This is a genomic window from Algoriella sp., from assembly GCF_036647415.1.
Classification (GTDB): domain Bacteria; phylum Bacteroidota; class Bacteroidia; order Flavobacteriales; family Weeksellaceae; genus Empedobacter.
This window is the reverse complement of record NZ_JAVXKG010000005.1, coordinates 54056-79136: the sequence shown is the minus strand read 5'-3', so window position 1 is coordinate 79136 and position 25081 is coordinate 54056. Positions and strand designations below refer to the sequence as shown.

The following is a 25081-nucleotide window of genomic DNA, read 5'->3' as shown; positions in this document are numbered from 1 at the left end:
TTATTTTTTGTGGTTATTTTATGTTAATCTATACTTTATACCAACGATTCTCCATTTGCATCGGTTGTTAAAATTTCTGTCATATAATCTAAAAAAGGTTGAAGAACTAATACTGATTTTGCTACTTTCTGAGGAAAGTCTTTTGCTAATGTTTCTTCTTCTGTAAAGTTTTTGATAAATAAATATTGTTTCTTTCTTAATAGATCAATTCGTTCATGTTCTTTCGAAAATCCTTTGGGAGCAGATTTTACTTCTTCTCCTACAATTTCTCCAAATTCTTTTTGAATTGCTTTAGAAGTAACAATTTTTTGTAACTCGTCCGAAGCTTCAATTTCTTTTCGAATTCGTAATAAATCATCTCGTTCTGGTCCCCAAAATCCAACTCCAATAAAACAATTATTTGGTTGAAATTGAATATAAATTCCTCCTCTATTATATGGCTTTTTTCGACCAGTTTGCGCAGAAAAATGATTTTTATAAGGTGTTTTATCGTTAGAAAAACGAACATCTCTATAAATTCTATAAATTTTGAGCGGTTCTAATTCTTCTTTTTTCGATAATTCTTGATAAATCGCATTAAAAATAAGATCTGCTTCTGCTTTAGCTGTATCAAATTCGGCTTTGTGTTCGTTAAACCATTCTCGGTTATTGTTTTTTTCTAGTTTTTTTAAAAACGTATATATTTCTGACATTTTTATTACTTTTTTCGATTAACTAAGACACTTTCGTACAAATTAATCCATTGTTGTGGTGTTACTTTTTGAGCTAATTCTCCAATCAATTCAAACGGAATATCTTCTGGTTTTTTAAAACGAATACAACTTTTTCCCATGTCCAATTTCTTTTTTGAATGTTTAGGATACTCCGCTACAAACCAATTGTAAATTTCTTCATTCATATATAATCCCATGTGATATAGCGCTATAAAATTCTTCTGAGAAGCGATATTGATAAAAGGTAACGGCGATTTTGGATCGCAATGATAGCCATTCGGATACAAGGAATGTGGAACCACAAAACCAACATGACCGTAGCTTAATTCTAAAGAAAAACCATCTGGTAAATTGATTCTAAGAACTTCTATCAATTGTTCTATTGCTACTTTGCGATCAACAGGAATATTTTCTAAATATTCTTGTAAACTTGAGACATCGTACTGCATTATTTTTTGTATTTATCATGTACACCTTTTCCTTCTAAAATAAGTGATATTATTTTTTGTGAACGACTTATTTTTATCTTTTCTAGTTTTCCTTTAGTTAAAGTATTGAATGAAGTATTCAAATTATTAAACTGATTTAAAACACTTTAAAGAAAATATAATTTATTATTCCTCGCAAATTTCTTTTAATAATCGCAAAGCTTTTGTCCACATTTCTTTGTATTTTACTTCGTTCGTTTCAGAATCTTCAATTTCAATTGTACAAACCAAACGCGTATGACCTTCTACATCATTCAGTTTATAGGTTTCTAAAGTATTTTTCCATTTGTCAACTTCTGCTCCAGAGAGAATTTCTTCATTATTTTTTAAGATACCAATATGACGGATTACAATAGATTCGCCTAATTTATTTTCATCGATTATAGAAATCAATCCTGCAACTCCACCTTTTCCGTCGTCGGAAGTAAAGTAAATTTTAGAACCTTCGCTCCAATCACCTTTAAAATCTGAGGTTTCATTAAAAGGTTTTGTCCAAATTTTATACGAATCTTGCGATAACATAACTTTATGAACGTGTTTAGGTAGTGCGTAAATAATCTCTGTAAACGATATTTTTTTCATATTATTTAATTTAATTAAGTCATTATTTTGCTTTTTTATTCATTTTTAGTTTCAATGTAATGCTTAAAACTATTTAAAATTGCTTGCCAACCTTCTCGTTGCATTTCTTCAGAATTTTGATTTTCTGGATCAAATTTTTCTATGATTGTAGTAGAATTATTTTCTTCATTAAAATTAATTTCAACTTTACGACCATCAGCAAGATAATATCGAATAAATTGATTTGGTATAATTTCATCATATTTTGCTTCAAATTCAAACTGAAAACTACCATCTTTCGCTGCCATTGTACTTTTTAATGTTCCTCCTATTTGCAAATTATTTTCTGCTTTCGGACAATGCCAATCTGGTGAAGCCTGATTCCATTTTACAATATCATCTGGATTATTAAATGCAGACCAAACTTTGTCTAGCGGCGCATCAATTGTTATATCTACTGTAATCATATTTGTTTGGTTGATGGTTTTATAAATTATAATATGGTGTTTCTAAGTTTAATAGTTATTCATCGTAACTAATTTAATCAAAAAAAGTGTTCGAATTTTCGAATTCATAAAAAATAATTGAAACTTTATTAAATATTAATTTATCTGTAGAAAAAATTTCATTTTATATTAAAAAAAGCCAAAACTTATTTACTTTTATACTATTGTAAAATTTATTGAACAGGTGAAAAAATTAACATTAAAAATAACTCTACTTACACTTCTATTGGGAAGTACAGCTGGTTTTGCACAAGATGCAAAAGCTGATTCGGCATATGTGCGTAACAATTACGAAAAAATAGAACAAGTAATTCCTATGCGTGATGGCACAAAATTGTTTACAGCTATTTATCAGCCAAAAGATAAAACAAAACAATATCCCGTTTTGCTAAACCGAACTCCTTATACTGTTGCGCCTTATGGTACAGATGCATACAAGAAAACATTAGGAAATTTTCCTGCAGAAATGCACGAGGGATTTATTTTTGTATACCAAGATGTTAGAGGGAAATGGATGAGTGAAGGCGAATTTGAAGATGTTCGCCCTATCAATTCTTCAAAAAATAAAAAAGCTACCGATGAAAGCACAGATACGTACGACACACTAGAATGGCTTGAAAAAAATCTGAAAAACTACACAAAAAAAGCTGGAATTTATGGTATTTCGTATCCTGGTTTTTATTCTACAATTAGTTTAGTAAATTCTCATCCAACTCTAAAAGCAGTTTCACCACAAGCACCAGTTACTGATTGGTTTTTGGGTGACGATTTTCATCACAATGGTGTTTTATTTCTAAATGATTCATTCAAATTTATGTCTTCCTTTGGTGTAAAACGTCCACATCCAATTACGCCAGATAAAGGTCCAAAATCTTTTGATTATCCAGTCAAAGATAATTATCGTTTTTATTTAGAAAGTGGTTCTGTAAAAGAATTAAAGGATAAATACTTTCAAGATAATATCAAGTTTTATAATGATTTATTCGCTCATCCAGATTATGATCAATTTTGGCAAGATCGTAATGTACTTCCACATGTTACAAATGTACAACCTGCTGTGATGACAGTTGGTGGTTTTTTTGATGCAGAAGATGTTTATGGCGCTTTCGAAACCTATAAAGCAATTGAAAAACAGAATCCTAAAACGACAAATATTATTGTTGCCGGACCTTGGTTTCATGGCGGATGGGTTCGTAGCAATGGAAGTACTTTTGGTGATATGCAATTTGCATCGAATACAAGTGAGTATTATCAACAAGAAATAGAATTACCTTTTTTTAATTATTATTTAAAAGATAAAGGAAATTTTAAACCAACCGAAGCAACAATTTTTATAACAGGTTCTAATGAATGGAAAAAATTTGACACTTGGCCTCCTAAAAATATTACCACACAAAAAATTTATTTACAACAAAATGGTAAAATAGCTTTTGACAAAACCAATACTACCGCTACTTTTGATGAATATATTGCAGATCCAAATCATCCTGTTCCTTATCAAGGTGGCGTTTTAGAAACACGTGCCAGAGAATATATGGTAGATGATCAACGCTTTGCTTCTACTCGTCCTGACGTAATGGTTTACCAATCTGATATTTTAACAGAAGATATTACGCTTGCTGGTCCAATAATCAATCATTTAGTTGTTTCTACAACAGGAACTGATGCAGATTATGTTGTAAAATTGATTGATGTATATCCAGAAGATACGCCAAAATTTAATGAGAAATTAATGGCTGGTTATCAAAATTTGATTCGTGCAGAAATTATGCGTGGAAAATATAGAAATAGTTTCTCTAAACCCGAAGCTATGGTTCCAAATATAGAAACAAATGTTACGTATACAATGCCAGATATTGGACATACATTTAAAAAAGGACATCGTATTATGATTCAAGTTCAGAATAGTTGGTTTCCTTTGGCAGATCGTAATCCACAACAATTTATGAACGTTTACGAAGCAACTTCAAAAGATTTCTTGAAACAGACACAACGTATTTATCATACTTCTTATATCGAAATTCCGGTACTGAAATAAAAATAATCCAGCTAAATAGCTGGATTATTTTGTTATAATGTTATTTTTCCTATTTTTCCTTTATTACCCACTAAAATCACATACTTTTTATCAGGTGAAACCGTACATGTATTGTAACTATCTGTTGTAATATTTTTCCAATTATGACCACCATCTACAGAATAATCAACACCAGAATAACCACAAACCATTACTTTATCTTTACTAATTATTGTTACACCAGACTTATATCCTGTCGGATAACTCCATAAATCTTGAAAAACCAATTTCCCGTTTGTAATTTTAAATTTAAAAAAATTGTATTTTGAATCATTCGGTTTAGTAAAATCTCCACCAACCAAATATCCTAAATTATTCGTTGCATCATACGCCAAACCGTTAATTCCAGAAGTAGAACTTTTCGTTTTCTCTAACCCATACATTTGCCCTCCTTTTGGAGTATAATAATATACATTAGACAATTCTCCACCTGTTACAATCAACGCTTGCTTATCATCAACATACAAATTACTTCCACTTGATGCAAAAAATGCTTCTTTAGGATTTTTTAATCGCAATGGTTGTCCAAATAATGCTTTTGCAACATCCCATTTGCTTGTTGTAGTAGTCGATGAAGTCAAAATAAATGGCTTATCTTTTTCCATTGGATCACCAACAACAGTAATCTTTTTAGATTTTGAATCTACATATATCGCATCCAAAAACATACCTTTCTCAGTGTTTTCATAGACTTTACTCCATGATTTTCCACCATCTTTTGTTTCGAGAATATAAGCAGGAGAATCTATTCCTAAAGCCAAATAGTTATTTTTACCAATGACTTCTATATCTCTAAAATCTCGATTTTCGACAACTTTTGGATTAATCCAAGTGAATTTTTTTCCACCATCAGTCGATTTTCCTATCGTATTTTTAGAACCCGAAATAACAAAACTTGTTGAGTTTTCGAAAGCTAAACCACGGTAACTTACATCCGTTTTATCAGAATTTATAACTTGATACGTTTGTGCAAAAGAAAAAGAAGATAAGAATAAGAATAAATGTTTCATGTGTTAATTTTTCTCTACTAAATTAGCTTTAATTTTAATTATTTTAGCAATTATTTAATCAGAATTTATAAAACAAAACCAGAATTTATCTAAAATACAATATATCATTCAATGAAAAATAGAGAGCAAAAATTGAATCAAATTATTGATTGGGCAGAGCAAAATCCTGATGTAAGAGTCATTTTATTGACCAGCTCTTTGGTAAATCCACTTGCGAAGGTTGATGATTTTAGTGATTTGGACATTGAATTAGTTTTTGAAGATTTAACACCATATAAATACAATGACAATTGGTTGTCTTATTTTGGAAATCCAATTGCAAAAATGATGGATAATGAAGAGGCTTTTGACGGTTTTAATGCAATAAAAATGGTTTTATATGATGATTTTGTCAAAGTTGACTTCAAAATCTATCAAAAAGAGAAATTTGTTGAACTAATAAATCAAACAAATTTGCCATACGATTGGGATATTGGTTATAAAATATTAGTTGATAAAGATGATTTGACAAAAAATTTGAAACAACCAACTTACACTGCTTCTCTTATAAAGAAACCTACAGAAAATGAATTTGAAAAACTGAATGAAGATTTTTTTTGGGATGTTACTTACGCTGTAAAATCATTGGCTAGACAAGATTTATTTTATGCAAAATTTATCATCGAAAATAATTTGAGAACAGAATATTTTGTTCCGATAATTGAGTATTATATTGGATTAGAGAATGATTGGAAAGTGACAACGAACAAACATGGACGATTTTTCGAGAAATACTTATCACCAAATGATTGGCAAAAATTAAAATTAACTTTTGCAGGAAATGACATACAAGAAAATTGGAATTCTCTCGAAATTATGATTCAATTATTTAGTGAATTTAGTGAGAAAATTGCGTTACATTTTAGCTACAATTATCCCGAAAAATTAGCACGCGATATTTCCACTTATTTTATGACAATTCGAAATAATTCGTATCAAAAATCTGAAGATAAATTGTAAATAATATCGATTATTATTACTTATTTTTGTCTTGAAATACCATAAAATATGTTCGATTTTAGACTAAAGGTTTTTGATACTGTTGCACGACGTTTAAATTTTACGAAAGCTGCAAATGAACTTAATATTACGCAGCCAGCGGTAACAAAACATGTCAAAGAAATTGAAAACTACCTGAATATAAAGCTTTTTGATCGTAATGGAACCAAAATAAAATTGACAAAAGCAGGTGAAATTTTACTTCAATATACCGACCAACTTTTTACTGTTTATCGTGATATGGAATTTGAAATAGCTCAATTAAAAGAACATCAAAAAGGTAGTCTACGAGTGGGTGCAAGTACTACAATAGCGCAATATGTTTTACCCACAATTTTAGCAAAATTTCATCAACGATATCCCGCAATTAAAGTTTCTTTGGTTATTCAAAATTCAGAAAAAATTGAAGACTTATTATCTCAAAATAAAATTGATTTAGGTTTAATAGAAGGTCAAATTAAAAATAGAAATTTTCATTACTTTCCATTTCTCAAAGATGAAATTGTCTTAGTTGCTCGTTATCATCATCTTTTAACAAAGAAAAATACGTTAAAAATAGAACAATTAGAAACAATTCCTTTCGTTATGCGAGAGCCTGGTTCGGGAACTTTAGAAACAATTGATCTAGCCTTGAAAGAAAAAGGTGTTAAATTAAACTCTCTAAATATAGAAATGCAATTAGGTAATACAGAAAGTATAAAAAATTATCTTTTACACTCAGATGCATTGTCTTTTCTATCAGTTCAATCTATTTTACAAGAGCTTAAAAATCAAACATTGGCAATAATTGATGTCAAAAATCTAACAATTAAGCGTGATTTTAATTTTATTTTACCAGAAGGTGAACAATCTTCTATTGGAAATTTATTTATTCAATTCACAAATAGATATAACTTAAAGTAATAACAAATTACTTTTTATGATTTCTTTTAGAATAATAACTGTCGGAAATTTGTCCTATAAAATTATTCATAATGAAATTCATTCAATCAGAAAAAAATCCGCTACCAAGTTTTACATCTAAAAAAATAATCTTTATAATTTGTGCTATTCTTTGCGCTTTACCCGTTGTTTCTTCTCCAGTAGCTTTAATAATTGGTTTTATCGTTGCACAAATTATTGGTAATCCTTACGAAATACAATCTCGAAAATTTTCTGGTATTTTACTTAAATTTGCTGTTGTTGGATTAGGTTTTGGAATGAATATTTTTTCTGCAATAAAAGCTGGTAAAGAAGGTATTATTTTCACAATAATCAGTATTATTAGCTTGATGTTTTTAGGATATTTATTAACTAAATTCTTCAAAATAGAAAAAGTAACAGGTTATTTAATTTCTGCTGGAACAGCGATTTGTGGAGGAAGTGCAATTGCAGCAATCGTTCCAATTACAAATGCAAAACCAAATCAAATTTCGGTTGCATTAGCAGTCGTTTTCACATTAAACTCTATTGCATTACTAATATTTCCTGCATTAGGACATCTATTCAACTTGTCTCAACACGATTTCGGGTTATGGTGCGCAATCGCAATTCACGACACAAGTTCTGTAGTTGGTGCAGCAAGTAAATACGGTGAAGAAGCCCTACAAGTCGCTACAACAGTAAAATTAGCACGTGCATTATGGATTATTCCATTATCATTTTTAACCTTATTATTTTTTAAAAATTCAGCTTCTAAAATTAGTATTCCTTGGTTTATTGGTTTATTTCTAGTCGCAATTTGCATCAATACTTATGTTCCGTTTGTACATAAAATAAGTCCATTTATCATTAGTTTATCAAAAGCTGCATTAACATTAACGCTATTTTTAATCGGAACTAGTTTATCGTTTAAAATGATGAAAAACATAGGATTTAAACCTCTTTTAATGGCAATTCTTTTATGGTTTTTTATTGGTATTGGAAGTTTAGTAATGATTATGAAATTTGGTTAACAATATATTATTTACAACAAAGAGCTTCAATATAAATTGAAGCTCTTTGTTTTATTTCATTACACCTATTTGCTTAAGAATTTTTTCTTCATAGGGATCAATTGAGAATTGCTCGAATTTTACAAAATCTTTTCCATTTTTTAAATATCCTTGTTGATAATTTTGACGAATTACAGGTTGATTTTCATAACTTTCAAGAATTGGCAATTCTGAAATCGCGTCTAAAATCAATTGATTTTGTGTAGAAATCAATCCAAAATGCATCAAATTATTATCTTTTGATAGGAAATAAGGAAAATAAGCCAAAATATCTGGTCGCTCTACTTGATGAGTTGTGATTTGTCCAAATGTTGCAAAATTTTGATCTACTGGCGTCAAATAGTCGTATTTATAATCAATTATTAATTGATTATTTTTATCAATCATTCCCCATTTTCCATTTTGTTCTACTCCTGCCAAACCTGCTTTAAAATCTGTACAACCATCATATAAAAATGGTATAATAACGTGATTTATCAAATCTATAAAACCCCATTTTCCGTCTTTTTTTACGGCACAAATATTTTCTATAAAATCGCTTGTTATCTCATAATCAAAAGGAATTAAAATTTGGTTAGATTTTGTCACAAATCCCCACTTATCATTTAGTTGTGCACTGTAAGCATTTACAGTTGTTAAAACTAATTTTTGATATTCGAAAGGAATAATTACATTTCCTTCTTTATTAATAAGTCCAAATTTATTTTCTATAGAAATTGGTGCCAAACCATTGCGATCAAAAACTGTTAAATCGTCAAAAGTGGTTATTTCTTTATGAACAGAATCATTAAACTGATCGGTATCTTTTGGTGCTATTTTCTTCATCTTTTTCTAACTGTTTGCAAAGCTAGTTAAACGTTACGAAAATTGATAAACATTTATTTACAAAATATCCGTTTGTAATCGCCTTTTGAAATAATAATTCTTATTTTTGTTGAATAACGCTTAAAGTACAACCTATGAATATTTTTACTAAACTGTTTTTTACTGCAAGTTTTATTACAAGTAGCTATGCTGTAGCCCAGCAAGATAGCATACACATTATTGATTTACCAACTACAATTAATAAAGATTTTTCTTTTGATGGACTTTGGAGAATTTCTAATGATGGTAATACAGTAAATTACAAAATTTCTGGTGGAAAATTAACCAACAATACACCAAAAATAAGTGATCCACTTTACTTAGACTTATATTTTGTTCCTTCAAATTCCACTGTCAATTTGTATAATTTGCCTAATAAAATTAATACTACAGCAGAATTAGGTACGTTAGAAGGAAATGGTACAAGTTTTAATAATGTAATTATTACATTCAAAAATTCAGACATTCGAACTTTGAGTAAAGGAAATTACACACCAGTTTTATTACTAAAAGAAAAAACAACGGGCTCGATTATAAATTATAAAATCTTGAGTAATAAAATTACTTTAGAGCCTAATGAGACTATTCCGTTAGAACCTAATGAAATTATTATTAATAAAGAAATAGTGACTGAACCTATACCAGTTACTACTCCAAAAGAAGAGGAAGAAACTTTTTTTTATACTGAACCTTTAGATGCATCTTTGGCTAATATCTACACAAGTGTTGGTAGTACTTTAGATATCGAAGATTCAAATAAAAAGCTTAAACTAGTTGGAATTTGGCGACTAGAAGTTAATTTCCATGATTTAACAGTAAAAATTGATGGAATAAACAATGCAATTCAGAATTTAAATTCTGAATCGACAAAGAAGTTAAAATTATTAGTTTATTTTTCTAATCAACCAATAAAAGACAATAACCAAGTTGATGGTTATGAATTATTGAATATTGATGTTTTATCTATTTCAGGAAATACTAAAATTGAAAAACCCGTTTTCACTTCTAATATTACAAAATTAATTCCTTCTGGAGAATATTATCCAATCTTAGTTTTAACAGAGCAAAATGACGAAGGAAAATATATCATCAAATCAACATTGAGTTTCGGTGATAAATACATTTGGGAATAAAATTATCTTATCAAATATAAAAAAGGAACTGATTATTCAGTTCCTTTTTTTGTTTGGTACAAATAGTAAATTAATTCTACATATTTGCTATAACTTATAGTACCTTCTTGATCATTTACTTTTAGAAATTGATTATTTAATTCGCTAAATGTATCACTTGTTTTTCCTTCATATTTTGCATAATAATCTATCTCAGCTTTTCTATCTGCTACAATTTTTGGGTGCATATTATCTAACTCCATTTTAACGAAATATGGATCAGATTTATAAATAGCTCCTAATAATGAGTAAACACTTTTGTAATAAACAGCGTAATTTATTTCTGGATTTTTAGATTTACTTCCTAAATAATAAGCCAAAAAATTTGCTTCACTTTCCGAAGCGAATCCCATTTGATGCCCATATTCGTGAAACATCGTAGAAGGTTGTTTTAGGTTTGTATTATATTCATTTAGATTAGCTTCCACAGAAAAAGGATTGTAATAACCCAAAATTCCTAAATAGTTTTGAAGCATCGAAATATTAGATAATTTATAATGTGCATGCTCTAAAAAGCGATAATTTTTTAACCAATTTAACTCTTTTACATGAACTTGTAATTTAAAAAACGCTGTATTATAATCATTTAAATTCGATTCAAATTGAACTGTTTTCTGACTTGAATGATTAATCTGATTTCTAGAATAAATTGCTTTATTCAATTCCTCACAATAAATAGTTTTCAGAGTTTTTGGATCAATTTTAATCTCTTTCAAGTTAAAACTCAAGGTTTCTTTTTTATACATAATTCCCCAAGCAAACATGTAAACAAAGTAAATTACATTAATAAAAATGAATATTTGAGTAAGTAATTGTGGTAATTGTTCTCTTTTCTTGAACGAAATTTTGATCAATTTCACTAAAAAATAAATAGCTATAAAAGCTAAAAATAAATAAAAAATTTCGCCTACAGGAAAAGATACCTTATTTGTAATTCTTGCAACAAAACCAGAAATTGGAAAAGTGATGTAATGAATAATAAAATTATTTACTTGCTGAAAGGAAAATAAAATTGAATAAGCTATAATTTGTAAAATAAAAACACATAAAACAATAACCGTTCTACTCCACTTCTTTTGCATATTGATTTGCAACATAACTAACATAAATTAACTGAAACGTGTGATATAACATAATTGGAATTAAATAAATTCCGAGATCACCTGTAAAAAGTACAGCTGCAATAACTGAACCATGAACCAATGATTTTTTGGTAGAACAAAATTGAATTGTAATATCATCTTCTCTATTAAATTTCATTTTTATCGCAATCCATTTAGAAAAATTAAAGACAACAAAAAATAAAATAATAACAATAACTAGTACAATAAGTAAAGGATAAAGACCTATTTTATTGAACAATCCGTCCAAAAATGTATGACTAAAACTATTATAAACAATTAGAATAATTGTAAGCTTATCCAAATTAGAAAATTGTTTTTTATACTTATTATAGAAATTTCCTAAAAAAGGCTGCGCAAGAGCACCTAAAATTACAGGTAAAATAATTTTTAAGATTAAATCTAAAAATGTTGACATTAAATTGAAATCTCCCCCATTTTTAGATAAGAATAAACTCATCCACAAAGGAGTTACAACAATACCTATAATACCAGAAATACTTGCATTAAAAATAGCGCTTGGTATATTTCCTTTTGCGATAGAAACCATAACAACTGATGAAGAAACGGTACTTGGCAAAGTTGCTAAATAAAAAATAGCAACAAATAAAGTAAAATATGTCGAGTCTAATTTTACAATTGGATAGCCCAACAAAACCAATAACGGAAATAAAATAAATGTAATTGATTGAATTAAAATATGCATTCGCCAATTTGCTAAATCTTTGAAAACTTCTTTCCAATTTAATTTCAATCCATAAAAGAAAAAGACTAAAACAATACCGATATCTATAATCGTATTTAGGTTAAATGATCCATAATTCCATAAACTAATTTTTGGAAAAAAGTAAGCGACGAGAATTGCTACGAACAGTGAAATGATAAATGGATCGGGTATTTTTTTCAGGAATCTCAAAATTAAATATATTTAAAAACAAAAATAATAAATCCTATTAATAGAAAAACTTTGAAAGACTAATATTTTGATTATTAGATAATAAATCGTCTTTAAATAATTGTTATTTTTTTTTTAGATAGAAATGTTTTTATTATTATATTTGTGTTTCAAACCTAAATCTAATCTTATGAATACATGCCTGCAATGCAACCAAACATTGTTTGGTCGTAAAGACAAAAAATTTTGTAACGATTTCTGTCGAAACTCGTACAATAACAATCTTAACAGGGATAAAGTAGAAGTTGTTCGAAATGTCAATAATCGGTTAAGAAGAAATAATCGTATCTTAAAAACTTTATTGGAAGAAAGTGCGCGTTCAGTTTCTAAACTTGAACTTAATTTGCGTAACTTTGATTTTAAGTACATTACAAATGTAAGTGATACAAAACATGGTACAATTTTTTATGTGTACGATATTGGCTATCAAAAATTAGACGACGAAAATTATTTATTATTTCAGGAATAAATTTTTATTTTTTTATTGAATAAAGCGTGTTAACTTAGTTAATGCGCTTTTATATTTTATAGATGATTTGAACTTATTTTAAAGAAAAAATAAGCGCTTATCAAAACATAAAAAAATATCCGAAGAAAATGAATTCCTTCGGATATAAATATTATTTAATTCCTGTTAATTTGTCTTGGAACTAGTCACGTATTTACTCTTATTAAAAATATAAATGAGATAACTACCTATAATTAAAACAACCGAAGCTCCTATCAACCAAAATGTTCGGTACAATTTCAAGGGTTGTTCTATTATTTGGATTTCAGATAGATAATGATCTACTAATCCCGAATTAGGATTAATTTCTATTAATTTCTCTAACTCTATAATTTGTAATGCACTAACATTTCTGTAGCTGAAAAAAATATTGACAGCTATTACTAGTAACAATACAAACATTACAAATAAAGTAATCTGAATTCGAGTTAATCTAATCATATTCTATAAATATAAAAAAGCCTAATCTCGCGATTAAGCTTTTGTTAATTTTAATGTCCTCCTTCTGATTTTACTTCATCAAGATTGATTCCTTGTTTTTTTAATAAAATTGGAGATATAATTGCATAAAATACTAAGAATGCAAAACAGATAACTCCTACTATATAACTAAAGTGAATAGATGTTGCGTCTGCCAACATTCCTTGTAAATAACTTACAACTCCTCCTCCCATAATCATCATAATCAAAAAGCTACTTCCTTGCGATGTATTTTTTCCTAAACCATTAATTGCTAAAGCAAAAATACATGGCCATAGTGTGCTACAAAATAAACCTACACTTGTTATTGCGTATACAGAAACTAAACCTGTTGTATTCATACCAATTAATAAAGCAATAATTCCAATTGCAGAGAATGTTAGTAACATACGTGCTGGATTTCCCTTTGTAGAAATATCTGCAATAATTAATACTAAAATAAATACAGCATAAAATAAAAATGGTTTTAATTCATGACCAGCCAAAAAGTTTACCAACAAGAAAACTCCGAAAGCTAAATATGGTGCTACAAATTTCAAAACCATTGTTTTAGATTTGTCTAAACCAAAAGCTTCTGCTGCACCACCCCAACGACCAATCATCATACTTGCCCAATAAAGCGAAACATACGGTGTTACCTGTGATATTGTAAATCCTAATTCGTTTTCCATATATGCTGGTAAATTACTTGCTGTAGAAACCTCTACACCAACATATAAGAAAATAGCAATCATTCCTAAAATTAATTGTGGATATTTTAATGCAGAAGAACGATCTTTATGAGAAACCGTGTCAACACTATCTTCTACTTCTTGTTCTGGATGACTTGGTAACGAAGAAAATTTCAAGAAAATAGCAACTGCTAAAAATGCTAATCCTAAACATAAATAAGGTGTTTTTACTGCTTCGATACTCAAATTAGAATCTCCGTTAGATGCACTTCCAAAAATTGCATACGCAACAATTAAAGGACCTATTGTTGTTCCTAAATTGTTAATTCCTCCAGCTAATGTTAATCGCTGTGAACCTGTACTTGGATTACCTAATGCAATAGCTAATGGATTGGCAACAGTTTGTTGCAACGAAAATCCTAAAGCAACAGTAAATAATCCGGCAAGCATCAATGGATAAGACTCCAAATTTGCTGCTGGTATAAATAATAAAGTTCCTAAGGCTGATATTAATAGACCTAAAGACAAACTATTCTTATAACCAATTTTATTGATTAAATCTTTTCCCATAATAGCAGATACAATCATATAAATAATTGATCCAACTGTGTAAGCAATATAAAAAGCTAATGATACAAATTGACTTTCTCCTTGCGATAAATCAAAGGCTTTTTTGAATACTGGAATTAGAATATCGTTACTTGACGCTACGAATCCCCAAAAGAAAAAAACCGTAACCAAGGGAATAAATTGTCCCCAATTTGTTTTTTGTGTTTGACTCATGTTTATGTTATAAAATGGTTTAATTGTTTACTAATTTAATTATCAACTAGATTATAAATATATGTTAATTAAAATTTAAATTACAAATAGTTTATTGTTTTTTATCCAGAAAACCTTCTGAAATTGCTAATCTACTATAATTCTATTGTTTACTTTTTGAGATTGAACGATGGATTGATTGATAAACTCAAAAATTTGATTCAAATATTCTTTTTTTAACCCAGACCACTCATGTTTTCCCGAATTAGAAAAGATTGATAAAGATGCTTGACGATAATTTCGACTCAAATTTTCTAAGGTTTGAGAACCTGCCAATGGTAAAAATCCTGGTTGATTATCTAAACAACTTCTATGTGGTGCATTATTAGATGGCACAACATCATCACTCAAACCATGTATAAAAACCGTTGGTAAAATGTTCGACTTCGTCACATAACGATCATCCACAATAGCTCCTGCGTAGCTTACCAAACCATCAATTTTTACTTGATCGAATTGATTTCCGTACCATAAATCTCTCAAATAATATGCATTCAGAATTGCTTCTGCTCCTGCACTACTTCCACCTAAAATTAACTTATTGATCGAGAATTTTAAACTTTTTTGATTATTCTGAATATAAGACAGTGCACTCAAAACATCAAAAGAGGCTTCTTTAAAAATCGACAACTTTTCTTGTTTCGGCAAATCACAACCAAAACCAGCCGACGAATTCGCTAACAATCTATATGAAATAGATATTGCTATGAAACCTCTTTCTTGAGCATCTTTCATTCGTTCAACTTCCTGTACATCTGCTCTTGTTCCTCCCGAAAATCCACCACCATGTACCCACGCAAATACATTGTATGATTGGTTTTCTTTATAATTTTTGGGATAATAGATATCAAAAGCCAAATTATTTTTTGTATCGTAAGTGATTGTTTTCTGACCATAAGCAAAACTCATTGTCATTAACATCGAAACTATGTATTTCATTATTTTACATTTTGTATTTTAGTTCGCTCACTAATTCCGTTTTCATTAAATGCTTCAATTTGAAAGAAATATTCATCAGAAAAATCCATTCCTGTAAAATAATATTCGGTATTATTATAAACCATAATACTACCATATAATTTATCCGATTTTTTTCCGAAATAGATGACATAACCGTCTGCATCTGCATTCTGTTTCCATTTCATCCAAGAACTTCTTCTTTCTCCTTTCTTCTCTGGATCTGTTCGTAAAACCACAAAATTCTCTACCATATTTGGTTTTTCACCGTTTCCTTTTCCAAAAATTCGGAAACCTGAAATAGCAAATTTACCTGTCGGCATTTTATGATTTTCTAATTTAACGTAACGATATTTGACCGGTTTTTGAAATTCAATATAATCATGTGGAACATCTTTTGTATTTTTTGATTTATCTAAAATGATATTCCAATTCTTTAAATCATTAGAACCATACACAACATATTGATGACTTTTATTCAAAGTTTTTCCTAAAAATTCAGCATCTTGATCTGCATAATTAATTTGTATTGCATGAATTGTTAATTGATCTTCTAAATCAGAAATAATAAATTCGCCTTTATTAGATGTTTTTGCCGACCAATATGTTTTTATATTTTCATCAACAGAATTATTTGCTTTATAACCTCCTAAAGTTGAAGAAACTTGTATTGGTTTATTGTAATTTAAAAGCATCCAACCTGGTGTATTATTTTTTGTATGATCTACAGTTTTAGTTGGTAAAAACGTTGGGTAATCACCATAAGCTGTGTTAGAATATAAAACTCCATCTTGATCAAAACCTGAAGGAAATAGTACATTTCGACGTTCAAAATTATTTTTCAAAGAAATTATTCCGGTTGTTACATGCCACCAATTTTTGTAATTATCCATAAATGTAGCGCCATGCCCTGCTCCTCGTATAAAACCACCCGGTTTATATGAAAATGGGTTGTGCGATTGATACTTAAATCCACGTAAAGGATGATCGCTCACATAAACACCATCTCCATAGCCAGAAAATTCTGTTCCGGGTGCTCCATACTGTAAATAATACTTCCCTTTGTATTTCGTCATCCAAGCTCCCTCCATAAAAGGTTGCAAAAATGTATTGTCATTATATTCTCCAAAACGTTCCCAACCGTGAATATGGTCACTCAAACCAAATAATTCGATTTTTTCTCCAATCGGTTGAAATGTTTTTCTATCTAATTCTTGACCATATAAGGGATATAAATTACTTGATCCCCAATAAATATAAACTTTATCAAATTCTTCATCATAAAAAATATCGGGATCCCAAGCGCCAACTTGAAAATCATCAACCAAAGGTTCCCATTGATTATTTTTAGGATCAGAACTTTTCCATAATGTAAATTCTTTCGTGTGTGTAGAGCCAATTACAACTAAATCATCTCCAATTGATCTTACTGCCGGAGCGCAAAGTTCATCATACACTTTATTTTTATCACGTAAAAATTTACGCGAAATAAAATGCCAATCTGACAAATCATCACTCCACCAATATCCCCATTGATTGGTAGAAAATAAATAATATGTTCCTTTATGATTTACGATAACAGGATCTGCTGTAGCACGATGTTTTCCATTCTTAGCAAACTCTGGAATTGGCGTATAACCATAATCAATATTCATGGGATTGGCATATGTTTTATTTTGAGCGAATCCCAAAATTGCACACTGAATAAAAGCGAGTGTAAGAATGTTTTTTTTCATGATTACGAAATAATTATTGTACTGATAGAGTGTTCTTGCGAGTTAACTTCTACCGCTTCACCTTCTATCCACAAATTATAATTATATGGTTTATCTGTTTGATTCATTACAACCACTACAACTTTTCCGTCTTTATTCACAAACGAAGTCGTCATCAAATCTGAGCGATTAGAAGAAGCCGCAATTCGTTGCGCACCTGGACGAATAAATTTAGAAAACTGACCTATGTAGTAAAATGAATTGGTATACGTTACTTTTCCATTTCTTGTATCACCGTGAACAGGCGCAAAACAGAAGTTTCCTACGTGATTTGGTCCACCTTTTTCATCTAACAAAACATTCCAATCTGTCCAAGCAACAGTTCCAGAATTGAAATCATTCATCATATTATAACCATATTTTTCACCCAAAGTCCAATTTCCCATTTGATCATAATCAAATTGTTCTTTACAACCTTCTGTAAAAATTAGATTTACATTAGGAAAAGCTTCGTGAGTTAAGGCTACATTGTTGAATAAATTTGCACTTCCATTCCATGTTTCATACCAGTGAAAACCTACTCCCCAAACATATTTCGCTGCTTCAGGATCATTCAGAATTGTAGAAGCACGTTGATAAATTAAATCGCGGTTATGATCCCAAACAATGATTTTTTTATCTTGAAAACCATTTTTATGAAATGTTGGTCCTAAATTATTTTTTAAGAAATCGCGCTCTTCATCTGCCGTATAAATACAAGATTCCCAAGTTTGCGTTGCCATTGGCTCATTCTGAATTGAAACACCCCAAATTGGTAAACCAATTTTCTCATAATTCTGAACAAATTTTACAAAATAATTTGCCCAAGTTTGATAATATTCTGGTTTCAGAGAACCACCTTTCAGCATGCTATTATTTGTTTTCATCCACGCTGGCGGACTCCACGGACTTGCATACAAACGGTAATTTTCTTTCATTTCGGCTTTCGCCATTTTTATCATCGGAATTTTATAATTCAAATCATGCGTAATGTCAAACGATTTCAATTCTTTATCATTATCTTTTACATACGTGTAACTGTCGCTGGAAAAATCGCTCGAATTTATCGTTGTTCTAATCAATGAATATCCAATTCCTTCCTTGTCGCTATAATATGCTTTGATAATTTCTTGTTGTGTTTTCTTTGGTAATTTTGCTAAAACCTCAGCCGAAGCATCTGTAATTGCACCACCAATTCCTTCAAATTTCTGAAATTTACGTTTCGGATCTATAAAAATCGCAATATCAGTTTCTTTTGGTTGAGGAAACTTTTTTACAGCAAATTTTTCTGTTGATTTCGAAATACGTTGATTGGTATTTTTAGCTGTTGTATAGATTTCAATTTTTTTGTTAGATAATTTAAAATCTTGTGCATTTACTGCCAAATAATTGAACAATAAACACGTAATAAGTGGATATTTTAAGTGTGATTTTGTCATAATTTTATTGAATTAAGAATTTTGCTAAAATTGGTAAATGATCTGATGGATATTTGAAATCGTAGAAATCATCAATTGTATTGAAACTTTTACAACTTACTTTTTCGTTCTTTTTATAAAAAATATAATCTAAAACTTCAGTTCCTTTTACATTAAATTTGAAATCTTCCCATGTAAAATCTGGTCCATAAACCATTTGCGCATTAAGGCGAGTATCTAAATATTTGTTTTGAATATATTTTACAGAAGCATCATCATGATTCATATTGAAATCGCCCATAAAAAATGTTGGAACGTTTTTCTCTTTTGTTAATTGTTGAATTAAATTATCAATCATTTCCAACGATTTTTGACGTGCAACTTTTCCTACATGATCAAAATGTGTATTAATTATCCAAAAAGATTTCTTTGTTTTCTTGTTTTGAAATAATCCATAAGTGATAATTCTATTGTAGGCTGCATCCCAACCTTTCGAAACTTTTTCTGGTGTTTCTGATAACCACAATGTCTTATTTTGCAAAACATTGTATTGGTCTTTTTTATAAAAAATTGCTGAATATTCTGCATTAGAATCCTCTGAACGAGGTTTACCTATAAAATCTAATTGCGGATTATTTTGTTTGATAAACTCTAATTGTGGAATCTGCGCTTCTTGTACGCCAATAAAATCGGCATCGTAATAATTGATTAAATCAACTAATTTTTGTTTGCGAATATTCCAATGATTTGCTCCATCGTCAACAGAGGCTAATCGAATATTATAAGACATGATGTCTAAGCTTTGTTGTGCAAAACCTATTATCATCATCAAAATGAAGCTTAAACTTAAATATTTTTTCATTGTGTGTGAGTGTGTAAAAAACCAAGCAAATGCGCTAACACTTACTTGGCTGAGAAATAAAATTAAATTTCTAACTTATAAATGAGGAATTTAATCAACTAAAGTGAAACTTGTTTTTAATGTAGCGTTAGAATTTCCTCCAACAAAAACATCAAAATCACCAGCTTCTGCAACATATTTCATGTTGATATCGTGAAATTTCAAATCTTCTGGAGTCAACGTAAACGTTAATGTTTTTGTTTCTCCTTTTTTAATCATCACTTTATCAAATCCTTTCAATTCGCGAACAGGACGAGTTACACTTCCTACTAAATCGCGAACATATAATTGTGCAACTTCTTCTCCATCATAGTTTCCTGTGTTTTTTACATCCACCGAAACTTTGATTTCATCTTTACCATTTTTCATTGTTGATTTGTTCAACTTTAAGTTACTATAATCAAACGTTGTATAACTTAAACCATAACCAAATGGATACAATGGTGAATTTGGAGAATCTGTGTAGCGTGACTTATATTTTTGTTCTGCATCTTCTGCACCTAAATATGGACGCCCTGTATTTTTTTGGTTGTAATGAATTGGAATTTGACCAACTGAACGAGGAAATGTCATTGGTGTTTTAGCTGAAGGATTGTATTTTCCGTACAATACATCTGTAATCGCTAAACCTCCCATTGTACCTGGATACCATGTGTACAAAATTGCATCCATATTATCATTTTCCCACGTCATTGTTAACGGACGACCAGCCATCAAAACTAATACGATTGGTTTACCAAGTTTTTTTAATTCTTTTAGTAATTCTTTTTGATTACCAGGTAAATCGATATTTGTTTGAGAAGCAGCTTCACCAGTTTGGTTTTCGTTTTCGCCCATTACAGCAACAATCACATCCGAATTTTTCGCAATATTAATGGCTTCTTGAAAACCATCTGTTTTAGTCGAATTAATTTCTGTTCCTTGGGCATACGTAATCTTTGCATTTTTGCCTAAAACATCATTCAAACCTTCCCAAACAGACCACGCTTTTCCGTAACGATCTCCACGAGCAGCCCAGTTTCCGATAATATTTTTTTCATCTTTTACCAATGGTCCAATTACCGCAACTTTTTGCGATTCTTTAAGTGGTAAAATTTGTTTATCATTTTTAAGTAGAATCATCGACTTACGTGCAACATCGCGCGCATCATCTAAAAATTCTTTTTTCATTACCGTTTCTTTTTCACGCTTTGTATCTGAATAACGATAAGGATCTTCGAATAATCCTAAATCATATTTTGCCTCTAAAATGCGACGAACAGCAACATCAACTACTTCTTGTTTTACTTTTCCTTCTTTTACTAATTTTGCAAGATGATTAAGAAAAGCACCACTCATCATGTCCATTTCGATACCAGAATTAACAGATTTTAATGTAGCTTCTTCCAAATCTTTTGCAATTCCATGTGGAACCAATTCCTGAATTGCTGTATAATCTGTAACAACAAATCCTTTGAATCCCCATTCTTTACGCAAAATTTGATCGTACAAATATTTACTTGCCGTTGCAGGAACACCTCCAATTTCATTGAAAGATGTCATAAAAGATCCAGCTCCCGCATCTACAGTTGCTTTGAAAGGAGGTAAAATATAATCTCTCAAATAACGATCAGAAATTTCTACAGAGCCATAATCACGTCCAGCCTGCGCCAATGCGTAACCTGCAAAGTGTTTTGTACAAGCCAAAACGGTATTCAAGTCATATAAACTTTTCCCTTGAAATCCATTTACACGCGCTACAGCAATTTTACTTCCCAAAAAAGTATCCTCACCTGCACCTTCCGAAACGCGTCCCCAACGTGGATCATAACCGATATCAACCATCGGAGCAAACGTCCAATGAACTCCACCAGCAGCCGTTTCTGTAGCAGCAACACGAGCAGATTTTTCGATTGCTTTAAGATCCCAAGAAGCCGCTTCACCTAATGGAATTGGAAAAATAGTTTCGTAACCATGAACCACATCGTATCCAAAAATTAATGGAATTCCTAAGCGAGTTTCTTCTACAGCAATTTTTTGCAGTTTACGTGTAATATCCGTTGTCGTAGCGTTAAACACCGACCCCATCATACCTTGTTTTGTGTATTTGATATAATTTTTATCAATTGCAGAACCTGTTACATCTCCTCCGTCATAGGTGTATTGTACCATCTGTCCTACTTTGTCATCAAGCGTCATTTGGCTCATTACATAATCGATAAATTCTGTTTTAGATTTTGTTTTATCGAACTTTATCTTTTGCGCATACGCATTGAATGCTAATCCTAAGAAAGCAATTGAATAAATTAGTTTTTTCATTTTTGTTTGATTTTAATTCGAGCTTGTAGACTTGAATTTTAGTTTTTTCAATCCTCGTTGTACATCTTCATTTTGCATAAACAATTTCCACAATAATCCTGAGCGATAATTCTCTATCATTGGTGTAATTGTTCCTTGATCGATTGCTAAATACTTTGTAATTACTTTATCATTTTTGACATCAACTGCATCGTATGGACCAGCAATACCAATCAATTTTTTGTTTTGTTTTTGGTAAATGAATTCTAAAAAATCCATTGACTCTTTTGGTGTATATGGAAATGATGAAAGTGCCGCTGTTGGCGTTATAACTTCACGATCATTTATAGGTGCGTGCGCTGTATAACCTTCTGTTCCATCTGGATTGAAAGAATAACTTGCTGTTAATCCCCACATTTTATTTCCGTAATTATGATATGTTTCTGTTTTAGCTTGATTATATAAATAATGAATCTTTGCTTGATTTTTCACCACTTTACCATAATCAACACCAATATTATCAACCAAATTATTCGGATTAAGTCCTATAAAAGAATATTGGGCCCAAAATAATGGTCCAACATTATTTTCTACACCGTTATGTTTTACTATTATTGGAAGATTATATACTTTATCGTTCGATTTTATTGCGCCATTTCTCGTCCAACCTTTGTAATACGTATCTGCACTGATTGAATGATTTGGCGAAGCTGCTCCGATAACATACGTAATCATTGTTTCGTCAAAACCTTTCAGCGGAAAATTAATCTTCCATTCATAATTTGGCGACCAATGCCAATACAAAACATCTTCTCCACGTGTATAGAAATTGAAATCGATTCCTTTCCAAAGGCGATCAGCTAATTGTGAAATCTCAATTTCTTTCTCATTTTTAGAATCTTTGAAATACTCTTTCAAACAAATTAAACCTTGAGCAAGAAATGCAGTTTCTACCAAATCTCCTCCGTTATCGTATGTACTAAATGCTTTTACTTTTCCCGTTTCACCGTCTAACCAATGCGGCCAAGCGCCATGAAAACGATCTGCTTTTTCTAAGAATTGAAGGCCAATCAAAATTCGATTTACAGCTTCTTTTCTTGGAATAAATTTGCGATCAATCCCAACGATTAAACTCATTAATCCAAAACCTGTTCCTCCAGTTGTAATGATATTTGAATCATTTTCTTGATAAAAACCATCTGGATGAAAGCGTTCGCGAGCTAATTTAGAATGTGGTTCTGCATAATCCCAAAAATATTGTATGGATTGTTTCTGAACTTTATCTAAAAGCTTATTTTCTTGTTTTGTTTGTGCAAAAGCACTTGCACTACATAAAATAGTGCAAGCGACAACTGCTTTTTTATAATTTTTCAACATTTTACCAACCTGGGTTTTGTGTCATTGTCGGAGTTTGAATAATTTGTCCATTTGGAATTGGAAATAACTCGTGTTTACCAGTAACGAAAGTTTTACCATTTTTCGCCATCAGTTCTTTCGCTTGACCTGTACGAACTAAATCAAACCAACGATCATGCTCAAAAGCTAACTCTAAGCGTCTTTCATTCCAAATTTTTAATCGTAATTGATCTTTAATCATACTCGCTACTGGAGCTAACTTAACACGTGTTCTAACGCGATTAAGAGGTGTTAAAGCGTCCTGTCCAATTTCATTTGCTGCTTCTGCTTGAATTAATAAAACTTCTGAGAAACGAATGACACGAATATTTTTATCACCATCAGCTGCGTTTAAATTTGCACTTGAGTATGCTTTTTCATTGTACATCGGATTTTCTACAGAAGTTGGAACTAAACGACCATCATATAAAGTTTCTCCTCTAAAAATGATTGTTGCATCACGACGAATTACATCTCCTTCTGTATTAAAAGCATCTAACAAGTTTTGAGAAGGAACATTGAATCCCCATCCCCAACCTCCAGTACCACGGGCACCTTGAGTTTCTGAATATTGTTGAACACCATGCGCAACAACATCTCCACGAGCTTGGATTTCAAATAAAGACTCTTTACCGTTCTCAGTTTCTTTTCTCCAAGTTGTTGCGTAATCACTTTCTAAATCATAAATACCAGAATTAACAACAGCTGTAGCCATATCATACGCTTGTTGATTTTTTCCTTGGTATAAATATACTTTTGCTAATAAAGCTTGAGCCGCTCCTTTTGTTGCACGTCCTAAATCTTTTGCAGCATACTCATTTTTAGTTGGTAATTTTTGAATTGCATCTAATAAATCTGTTTCAATGTATGCATAAACTTCTGCTTTTGGTTTACGTAAAGAGTAACTTGCTGGAACATCTAGCTCCTGTATCACAGTATCTCCAAACATACGAACTAAATAGAAATAAGAAACAGCTCTTAAAAATTTTGCTTCTCCAATTAATCTATTTTTTTCTACATCTGTGATTGATGATTCTGTCGTATATTTTATAGAATATGACGCTCTACCAATTGTTTTGTAAAAACGTTTCCACATTGCTTCAATAGAACCTGTTGTAGAACTATGTAATAATTCATCCAAATCACGTTTATCTCCACCATTATCTGTAGAAGAACTTCCTTTATCTGCATTATCAGAAATCATTTCAGTAACTCCTAACCAAGAGAATGCATAATCCCAATCTGTAAACATACCATAGATACCATTCACATATTTTTCTGGAGATTGAGATGCTTGATCATCAATCGCTATATTTTCTTGAGAATCAACATTCAAAAAATCACTTGTACATGAACTTAAAGTTCCGATTGAAATAATAGAAGCTAATGTTACTATTTTAAATATATTTTTTTTCATTTT

The 25081-nt window shown here is 30.4% G+C and carries 22 protein-coding genes; 6 read left to right on the top strand and 16 right to left on the bottom strand.

Annotated features, from left to right (window positions below; all coding sequences use genetic code 11):
- Positions 1-35: 35 nt before the first annotated feature.
- From RSC72_RS03530 to RSC72_RS03515, 4 genes are all read right to left on the bottom strand, one after another.
- The gene (locus RSC72_RS03530) at positions 36-692 is read right to left on the bottom strand and encodes a DUF2461 domain-containing protein (protein ID WP_332544802.1); all 657 of its coding nucleotides are present in this window, start codon (positions 690-692) and stop codon (positions 36-38) included.
- 5 nt (positions 693-697) lie between these two features.
- Complete coding sequence (locus RSC72_RS03525; protein ID WP_332544803.1) at positions 698-1162, bottom strand: DUF1801 domain-containing protein; 465 nt, start codon at positions 1160-1162, stop codon at positions 698-700.
- A 165-nt stretch (positions 1163-1327) separates the two neighbouring features.
- Positions 1328-1783 carry an SRPBCC domain-containing protein gene (locus RSC72_RS03520; RefSeq protein WP_332544804.1) on the bottom strand — a complete coding sequence of 152 codons (456 nt, stop codon included), beginning with the start codon at positions 1781-1783 and terminating at the stop codon, positions 1328-1330.
- Positions 1784-1818: 35 nt separating this feature from the next.
- Positions 1819-2229: an SRPBCC family protein gene (locus RSC72_RS03515; RefSeq protein ID WP_332544806.1), complete on the bottom strand. Its 411-nt coding sequence runs from the start codon at positions 2227-2229 to the stop codon at positions 1819-1821.
- A 223-nt stretch (positions 2230-2452) separates the two neighbouring features.
- On the opposite strand from RSC72_RS03515, the gene RSC72_RS03510 reads away from it, so the two are divergent.
- Positions 2453-4306, top strand: a complete 1854-nt coding sequence (locus RSC72_RS03510) for a CocE/NonD family hydrolase (protein ID WP_332544807.1) — start codon at positions 2453-2455, stop codon at positions 4304-4306.
- A gap of 32 nt (positions 4307-4338) precedes the next feature.
- On the opposite strand, the gene RSC72_RS03505 is transcribed toward RSC72_RS03510, so the two are convergent.
- Positions 4339-5355, bottom strand: coding sequence for a WD40/YVTN/BNR-like repeat-containing protein (locus tag RSC72_RS03505; protein ID WP_332544808.1), 1017 nt, complete (start codon positions 5353-5355; stop codon positions 4339-4341).
- A 111-nt stretch (positions 5356-5466) separates the two neighbouring features.
- On the opposite strand from RSC72_RS03505, the gene RSC72_RS03500 reads away from it, so the two are divergent.
- The 3 genes from RSC72_RS03500 to RSC72_RS03490 all read left to right on the top strand — a co-directional run bounded on the left by RSC72_RS03500 (position 5467) and on the right by RSC72_RS03490 (position 8327).
- The gene (locus tag RSC72_RS03500; protein ID WP_332544809.1) at positions 5467-6354 is read left to right on the top strand and encodes an aminoglycoside 6-adenylyltransferase; all 888 of its coding nucleotides are present in this window, start codon (positions 5467-5469) and stop codon (positions 6352-6354) included.
- Positions 6355-6402: 48 nt separating this feature from the next.
- Positions 6403-7296, top strand: a complete 894-nt coding sequence (locus RSC72_RS03495) for a LysR family transcriptional regulator (protein ID WP_332544810.1) — start codon at positions 6403-6405, stop codon at positions 7294-7296.
- Between the two features lie 71 nt (positions 7297-7367).
- A complete protein-coding gene (locus RSC72_RS03490) occupies positions 7368-8327 on the top strand; it encodes a YeiH family protein (RefSeq protein WP_332544811.1) in 960 nt (319 codons plus the stop codon).
- Positions 8328-8378: 51 nt separating this feature from the next.
- On the opposite strand, the gene RSC72_RS03485 is transcribed toward RSC72_RS03490, so the two are convergent.
- The gene (locus RSC72_RS03485; protein ID WP_332544812.1) at positions 8379-9191 is read right to left on the bottom strand and encodes a WG repeat-containing protein; all 813 of its coding nucleotides are present in this window, start codon (positions 9189-9191) and stop codon (positions 8379-8381) included.
- Positions 9192-9325: 134 nt separating this feature from the next.
- Here RSC72_RS03485 and RSC72_RS03480 point away from each other — a divergent pair, with 134 nt between their 5' ends.
- The gene (locus RSC72_RS03480; protein WP_332544814.1) at positions 9326-10363 is read left to right on the top strand and encodes a hypothetical protein; all 1038 of its coding nucleotides are present in this window, start codon (positions 9326-9328) and stop codon (positions 10361-10363) included.
- Between the two features lie 32 nt (positions 10364-10395).
- On the opposite strand, the gene RSC72_RS03475 is transcribed toward RSC72_RS03480, so the two are convergent.
- Positions 10396-11484, bottom strand: coding sequence for a DUF3810 family protein (locus tag RSC72_RS03475; protein ID WP_332544815.1), 1089 nt, complete (start codon positions 11482-11484; stop codon positions 10396-10398).
- On the bottom strand, positions 11465-12439 hold the full coding sequence (locus tag RSC72_RS03470; RefSeq protein ID WP_332578413.1) for a bile acid:sodium symporter family protein: 975 nt from the start codon (positions 12437-12439) through the stop codon (positions 11465-11467). The genes RSC72_RS03475 and RSC72_RS03470 overlap by 20 nt, the downstream gene beginning before the upstream one ends.
- A gap of 169 nt (positions 12440-12608) precedes the next feature.
- Here RSC72_RS03470 and RSC72_RS03465 point away from each other — a divergent pair, with 169 nt between their 5' ends.
- Positions 12609-12947, top strand: a complete 339-nt coding sequence (locus RSC72_RS03465) for a hypothetical protein (protein WP_332546471.1) — start codon at positions 12609-12611, stop codon at positions 12945-12947.
- 530 nt (positions 12948-13477) lie between these two features.
- On the opposite strand, the gene RSC72_RS03460 is transcribed toward RSC72_RS03465, so the two are convergent.
- From RSC72_RS03460 to RSC72_RS03425, 8 genes are all read right to left on the bottom strand, one after another.
- Positions 13478-14920 carry an MFS transporter gene (locus RSC72_RS03460; protein ID WP_332546472.1) on the bottom strand — a complete coding sequence of 481 codons (1443 nt, stop codon included), beginning with the start codon at positions 14918-14920 and terminating at the stop codon, positions 13478-13480.
- A 126-nt stretch (positions 14921-15046) separates the two neighbouring features.
- A complete protein-coding gene (locus RSC72_RS03455) occupies positions 15047-15898 on the bottom strand; it encodes an alpha/beta hydrolase (RefSeq protein ID WP_332546474.1) in 852 nt (283 codons plus the stop codon).
- Positions 15898-17652, bottom strand: a complete 1755-nt coding sequence (locus tag RSC72_RS03450) for a discoidin domain-containing protein (protein WP_332546476.1) — start codon at positions 17650-17652, stop codon at positions 15898-15900. Before RSC72_RS03450 ends, RSC72_RS03455 begins: the two co-directional genes overlap by 1 nt.
- Positions 17653-17654: 2 nt before the next feature.
- The gene (locus RSC72_RS03445; protein WP_332546477.1) at positions 17655-19109 is read right to left on the bottom strand and encodes a glycoside hydrolase family 30 protein; all 1455 of its coding nucleotides are present in this window, start codon (positions 19107-19109) and stop codon (positions 17655-17657) included.
- A 4-nt stretch (positions 19110-19113) separates the two neighbouring features.
- Positions 19114-19950 carry an endonuclease/exonuclease/phosphatase family protein gene (locus RSC72_RS03440; RefSeq protein WP_332546478.1) on the bottom strand — a complete coding sequence of 279 codons (837 nt, stop codon included), beginning with the start codon at positions 19948-19950 and terminating at the stop codon, positions 19114-19116.
- Positions 19951-20040: 90 nt separating this feature from the next.
- Positions 20041-22287 carry a glycoside hydrolase family 3 N-terminal domain-containing protein gene (locus RSC72_RS03435; RefSeq protein ID WP_332566093.1) on the bottom strand — a complete coding sequence of 749 codons (2247 nt, stop codon included), beginning with the start codon at positions 22285-22287 and terminating at the stop codon, positions 20041-20043.
- A gap of 12 nt (positions 22288-22299) precedes the next feature.
- Complete coding sequence (locus tag RSC72_RS03430; protein WP_332546349.1) at positions 22300-23643, bottom strand: glucoamylase family protein; 1344 nt, start codon at positions 23641-23643, stop codon at positions 22300-22302.
- Between the two features lies 1 nt (position 23644).
- Positions 23645-25078, bottom strand: a complete 1434-nt coding sequence (locus RSC72_RS03425) for a RagB/SusD family nutrient uptake outer membrane protein (protein WP_332546350.1) — start codon at positions 25076-25078, stop codon at positions 23645-23647.
- Between the last annotated feature and the right edge of the window lie 3 nt (positions 25079-25081).

What these genes read in the sequence shown, in the direction of transcription:
- RSC72_RS03445 (WP_332546477.1), bottom strand. Translation starts at nt 19,109, where the DNA reads ATGACAAAATCACACTTAAAATATCCACTTATTACGTGTTTATTGTTC.
- RSC72_RS03475 (WP_332544815.1), bottom strand. Translation starts at nt 11,484, where the DNA reads ATGCAAAAGAAGTGGAGTAGAACGGTTATTGTTTTATGTGTTTTTATT.
- RSC72_RS03450 (WP_332546476.1), bottom strand. Translation starts at nt 17,652, where the DNA reads ATGAAAAAAAACATTCTTACACTCGCTTTTATTCAGTGTGCAATTTTG.
- RSC72_RS03425 (WP_332546350.1), bottom strand. Translation starts at nt 25,078, where the DNA reads ATGAAAAAAAATATATTTAAAATAGTAACATTAGCTTCTATTATTTCA.
- RSC72_RS03525 (WP_332544803.1), bottom strand. Translation starts at nt 1,162, where the DNA reads ATGCAGTACGATGTCTCAAGTTTACAAGAATATTTAGAAAATATTCCT.
- RSC72_RS03515 (WP_332544806.1), bottom strand. Translation starts at nt 2,229, where the DNA reads ATGATTACAGTAGATATAACAATTGATGCGCCGCTAGACAAAGTTTGG.
- RSC72_RS03505 (WP_332544808.1), bottom strand. Translation starts at nt 5,355, where the DNA reads ATGAAACATTTATTCTTATTCTTATCTTCTTTTTCTTTTGCACAAACG.
- RSC72_RS03455 (WP_332546474.1), bottom strand. Translation starts at nt 15,898, where the DNA reads ATGAAATACATAGTTTCGATGTTAATGACAATGAGTTTTGCTTATGGT.
- RSC72_RS03530 (WP_332544802.1), bottom strand. Translation starts at nt 692, where the DNA reads ATGTCAGAAATATATACGTTTTTAAAAAAACTAGAAAAAAACAATAAC.
- RSC72_RS03435 (WP_332566093.1), bottom strand. Translation starts at nt 22,287, where the DNA reads ATGAAAAAACTAATTTATTCAATTGCTTTCTTAGGATTAGCATTCAAT.
- RSC72_RS03500 (WP_332544809.1), top strand. Translation starts at nt 5,467, where the DNA reads ATGAAAAATAGAGAGCAAAAATTGAATCAAATTATTGATTGGGCAGAG.
- RSC72_RS03440 (WP_332546478.1), bottom strand. Translation starts at nt 19,950, where the DNA reads ATGAAAAAATATTTAAGTTTAAGCTTCATTTTGATGATGATAATAGGT.
- RSC72_RS03465 (WP_332546471.1), top strand. Translation starts at nt 12,609, where the DNA reads ATGAATACATGCCTGCAATGCAACCAAACATTGTTTGGTCGTAAAGAC.
- RSC72_RS03520 (WP_332544804.1), bottom strand. Translation starts at nt 1,783, where the DNA reads ATGAAAAAAATATCGTTTACAGAGATTATTTACGCACTACCTAAACAC.
- RSC72_RS03480 (WP_332544814.1), top strand. Translation starts at nt 9,326, where the DNA reads ATGAATATTTTTACTAAACTGTTTTTTACTGCAAGTTTTATTACAAGT.
- RSC72_RS03430 (WP_332546349.1), bottom strand. Translation starts at nt 23,643, where the DNA reads ATGTTGAAAAATTATAAAAAAGCAGTTGTCGCTTGCACTATTTTATGT.
- RSC72_RS03485 (WP_332544812.1), bottom strand. Translation starts at nt 9,191, where the DNA reads ATGAAGAAAATAGCACCAAAAGATACCGATCAGTTTAATGATTCTGTT.
- RSC72_RS03495 (WP_332544810.1), top strand. Translation starts at nt 6,403, where the DNA reads ATGTTCGATTTTAGACTAAAGGTTTTTGATACTGTTGCACGACGTTTA.
- RSC72_RS03490 (WP_332544811.1), top strand. Translation starts at nt 7,368, where the DNA reads ATGAAATTCATTCAATCAGAAAAAAATCCGCTACCAAGTTTTACATCT.
- RSC72_RS03460 (WP_332546472.1), bottom strand. Translation starts at nt 14,920, where the DNA reads ATGAGTCAAACACAAAAAACAAATTGGGGACAATTTATTCCCTTGGTT.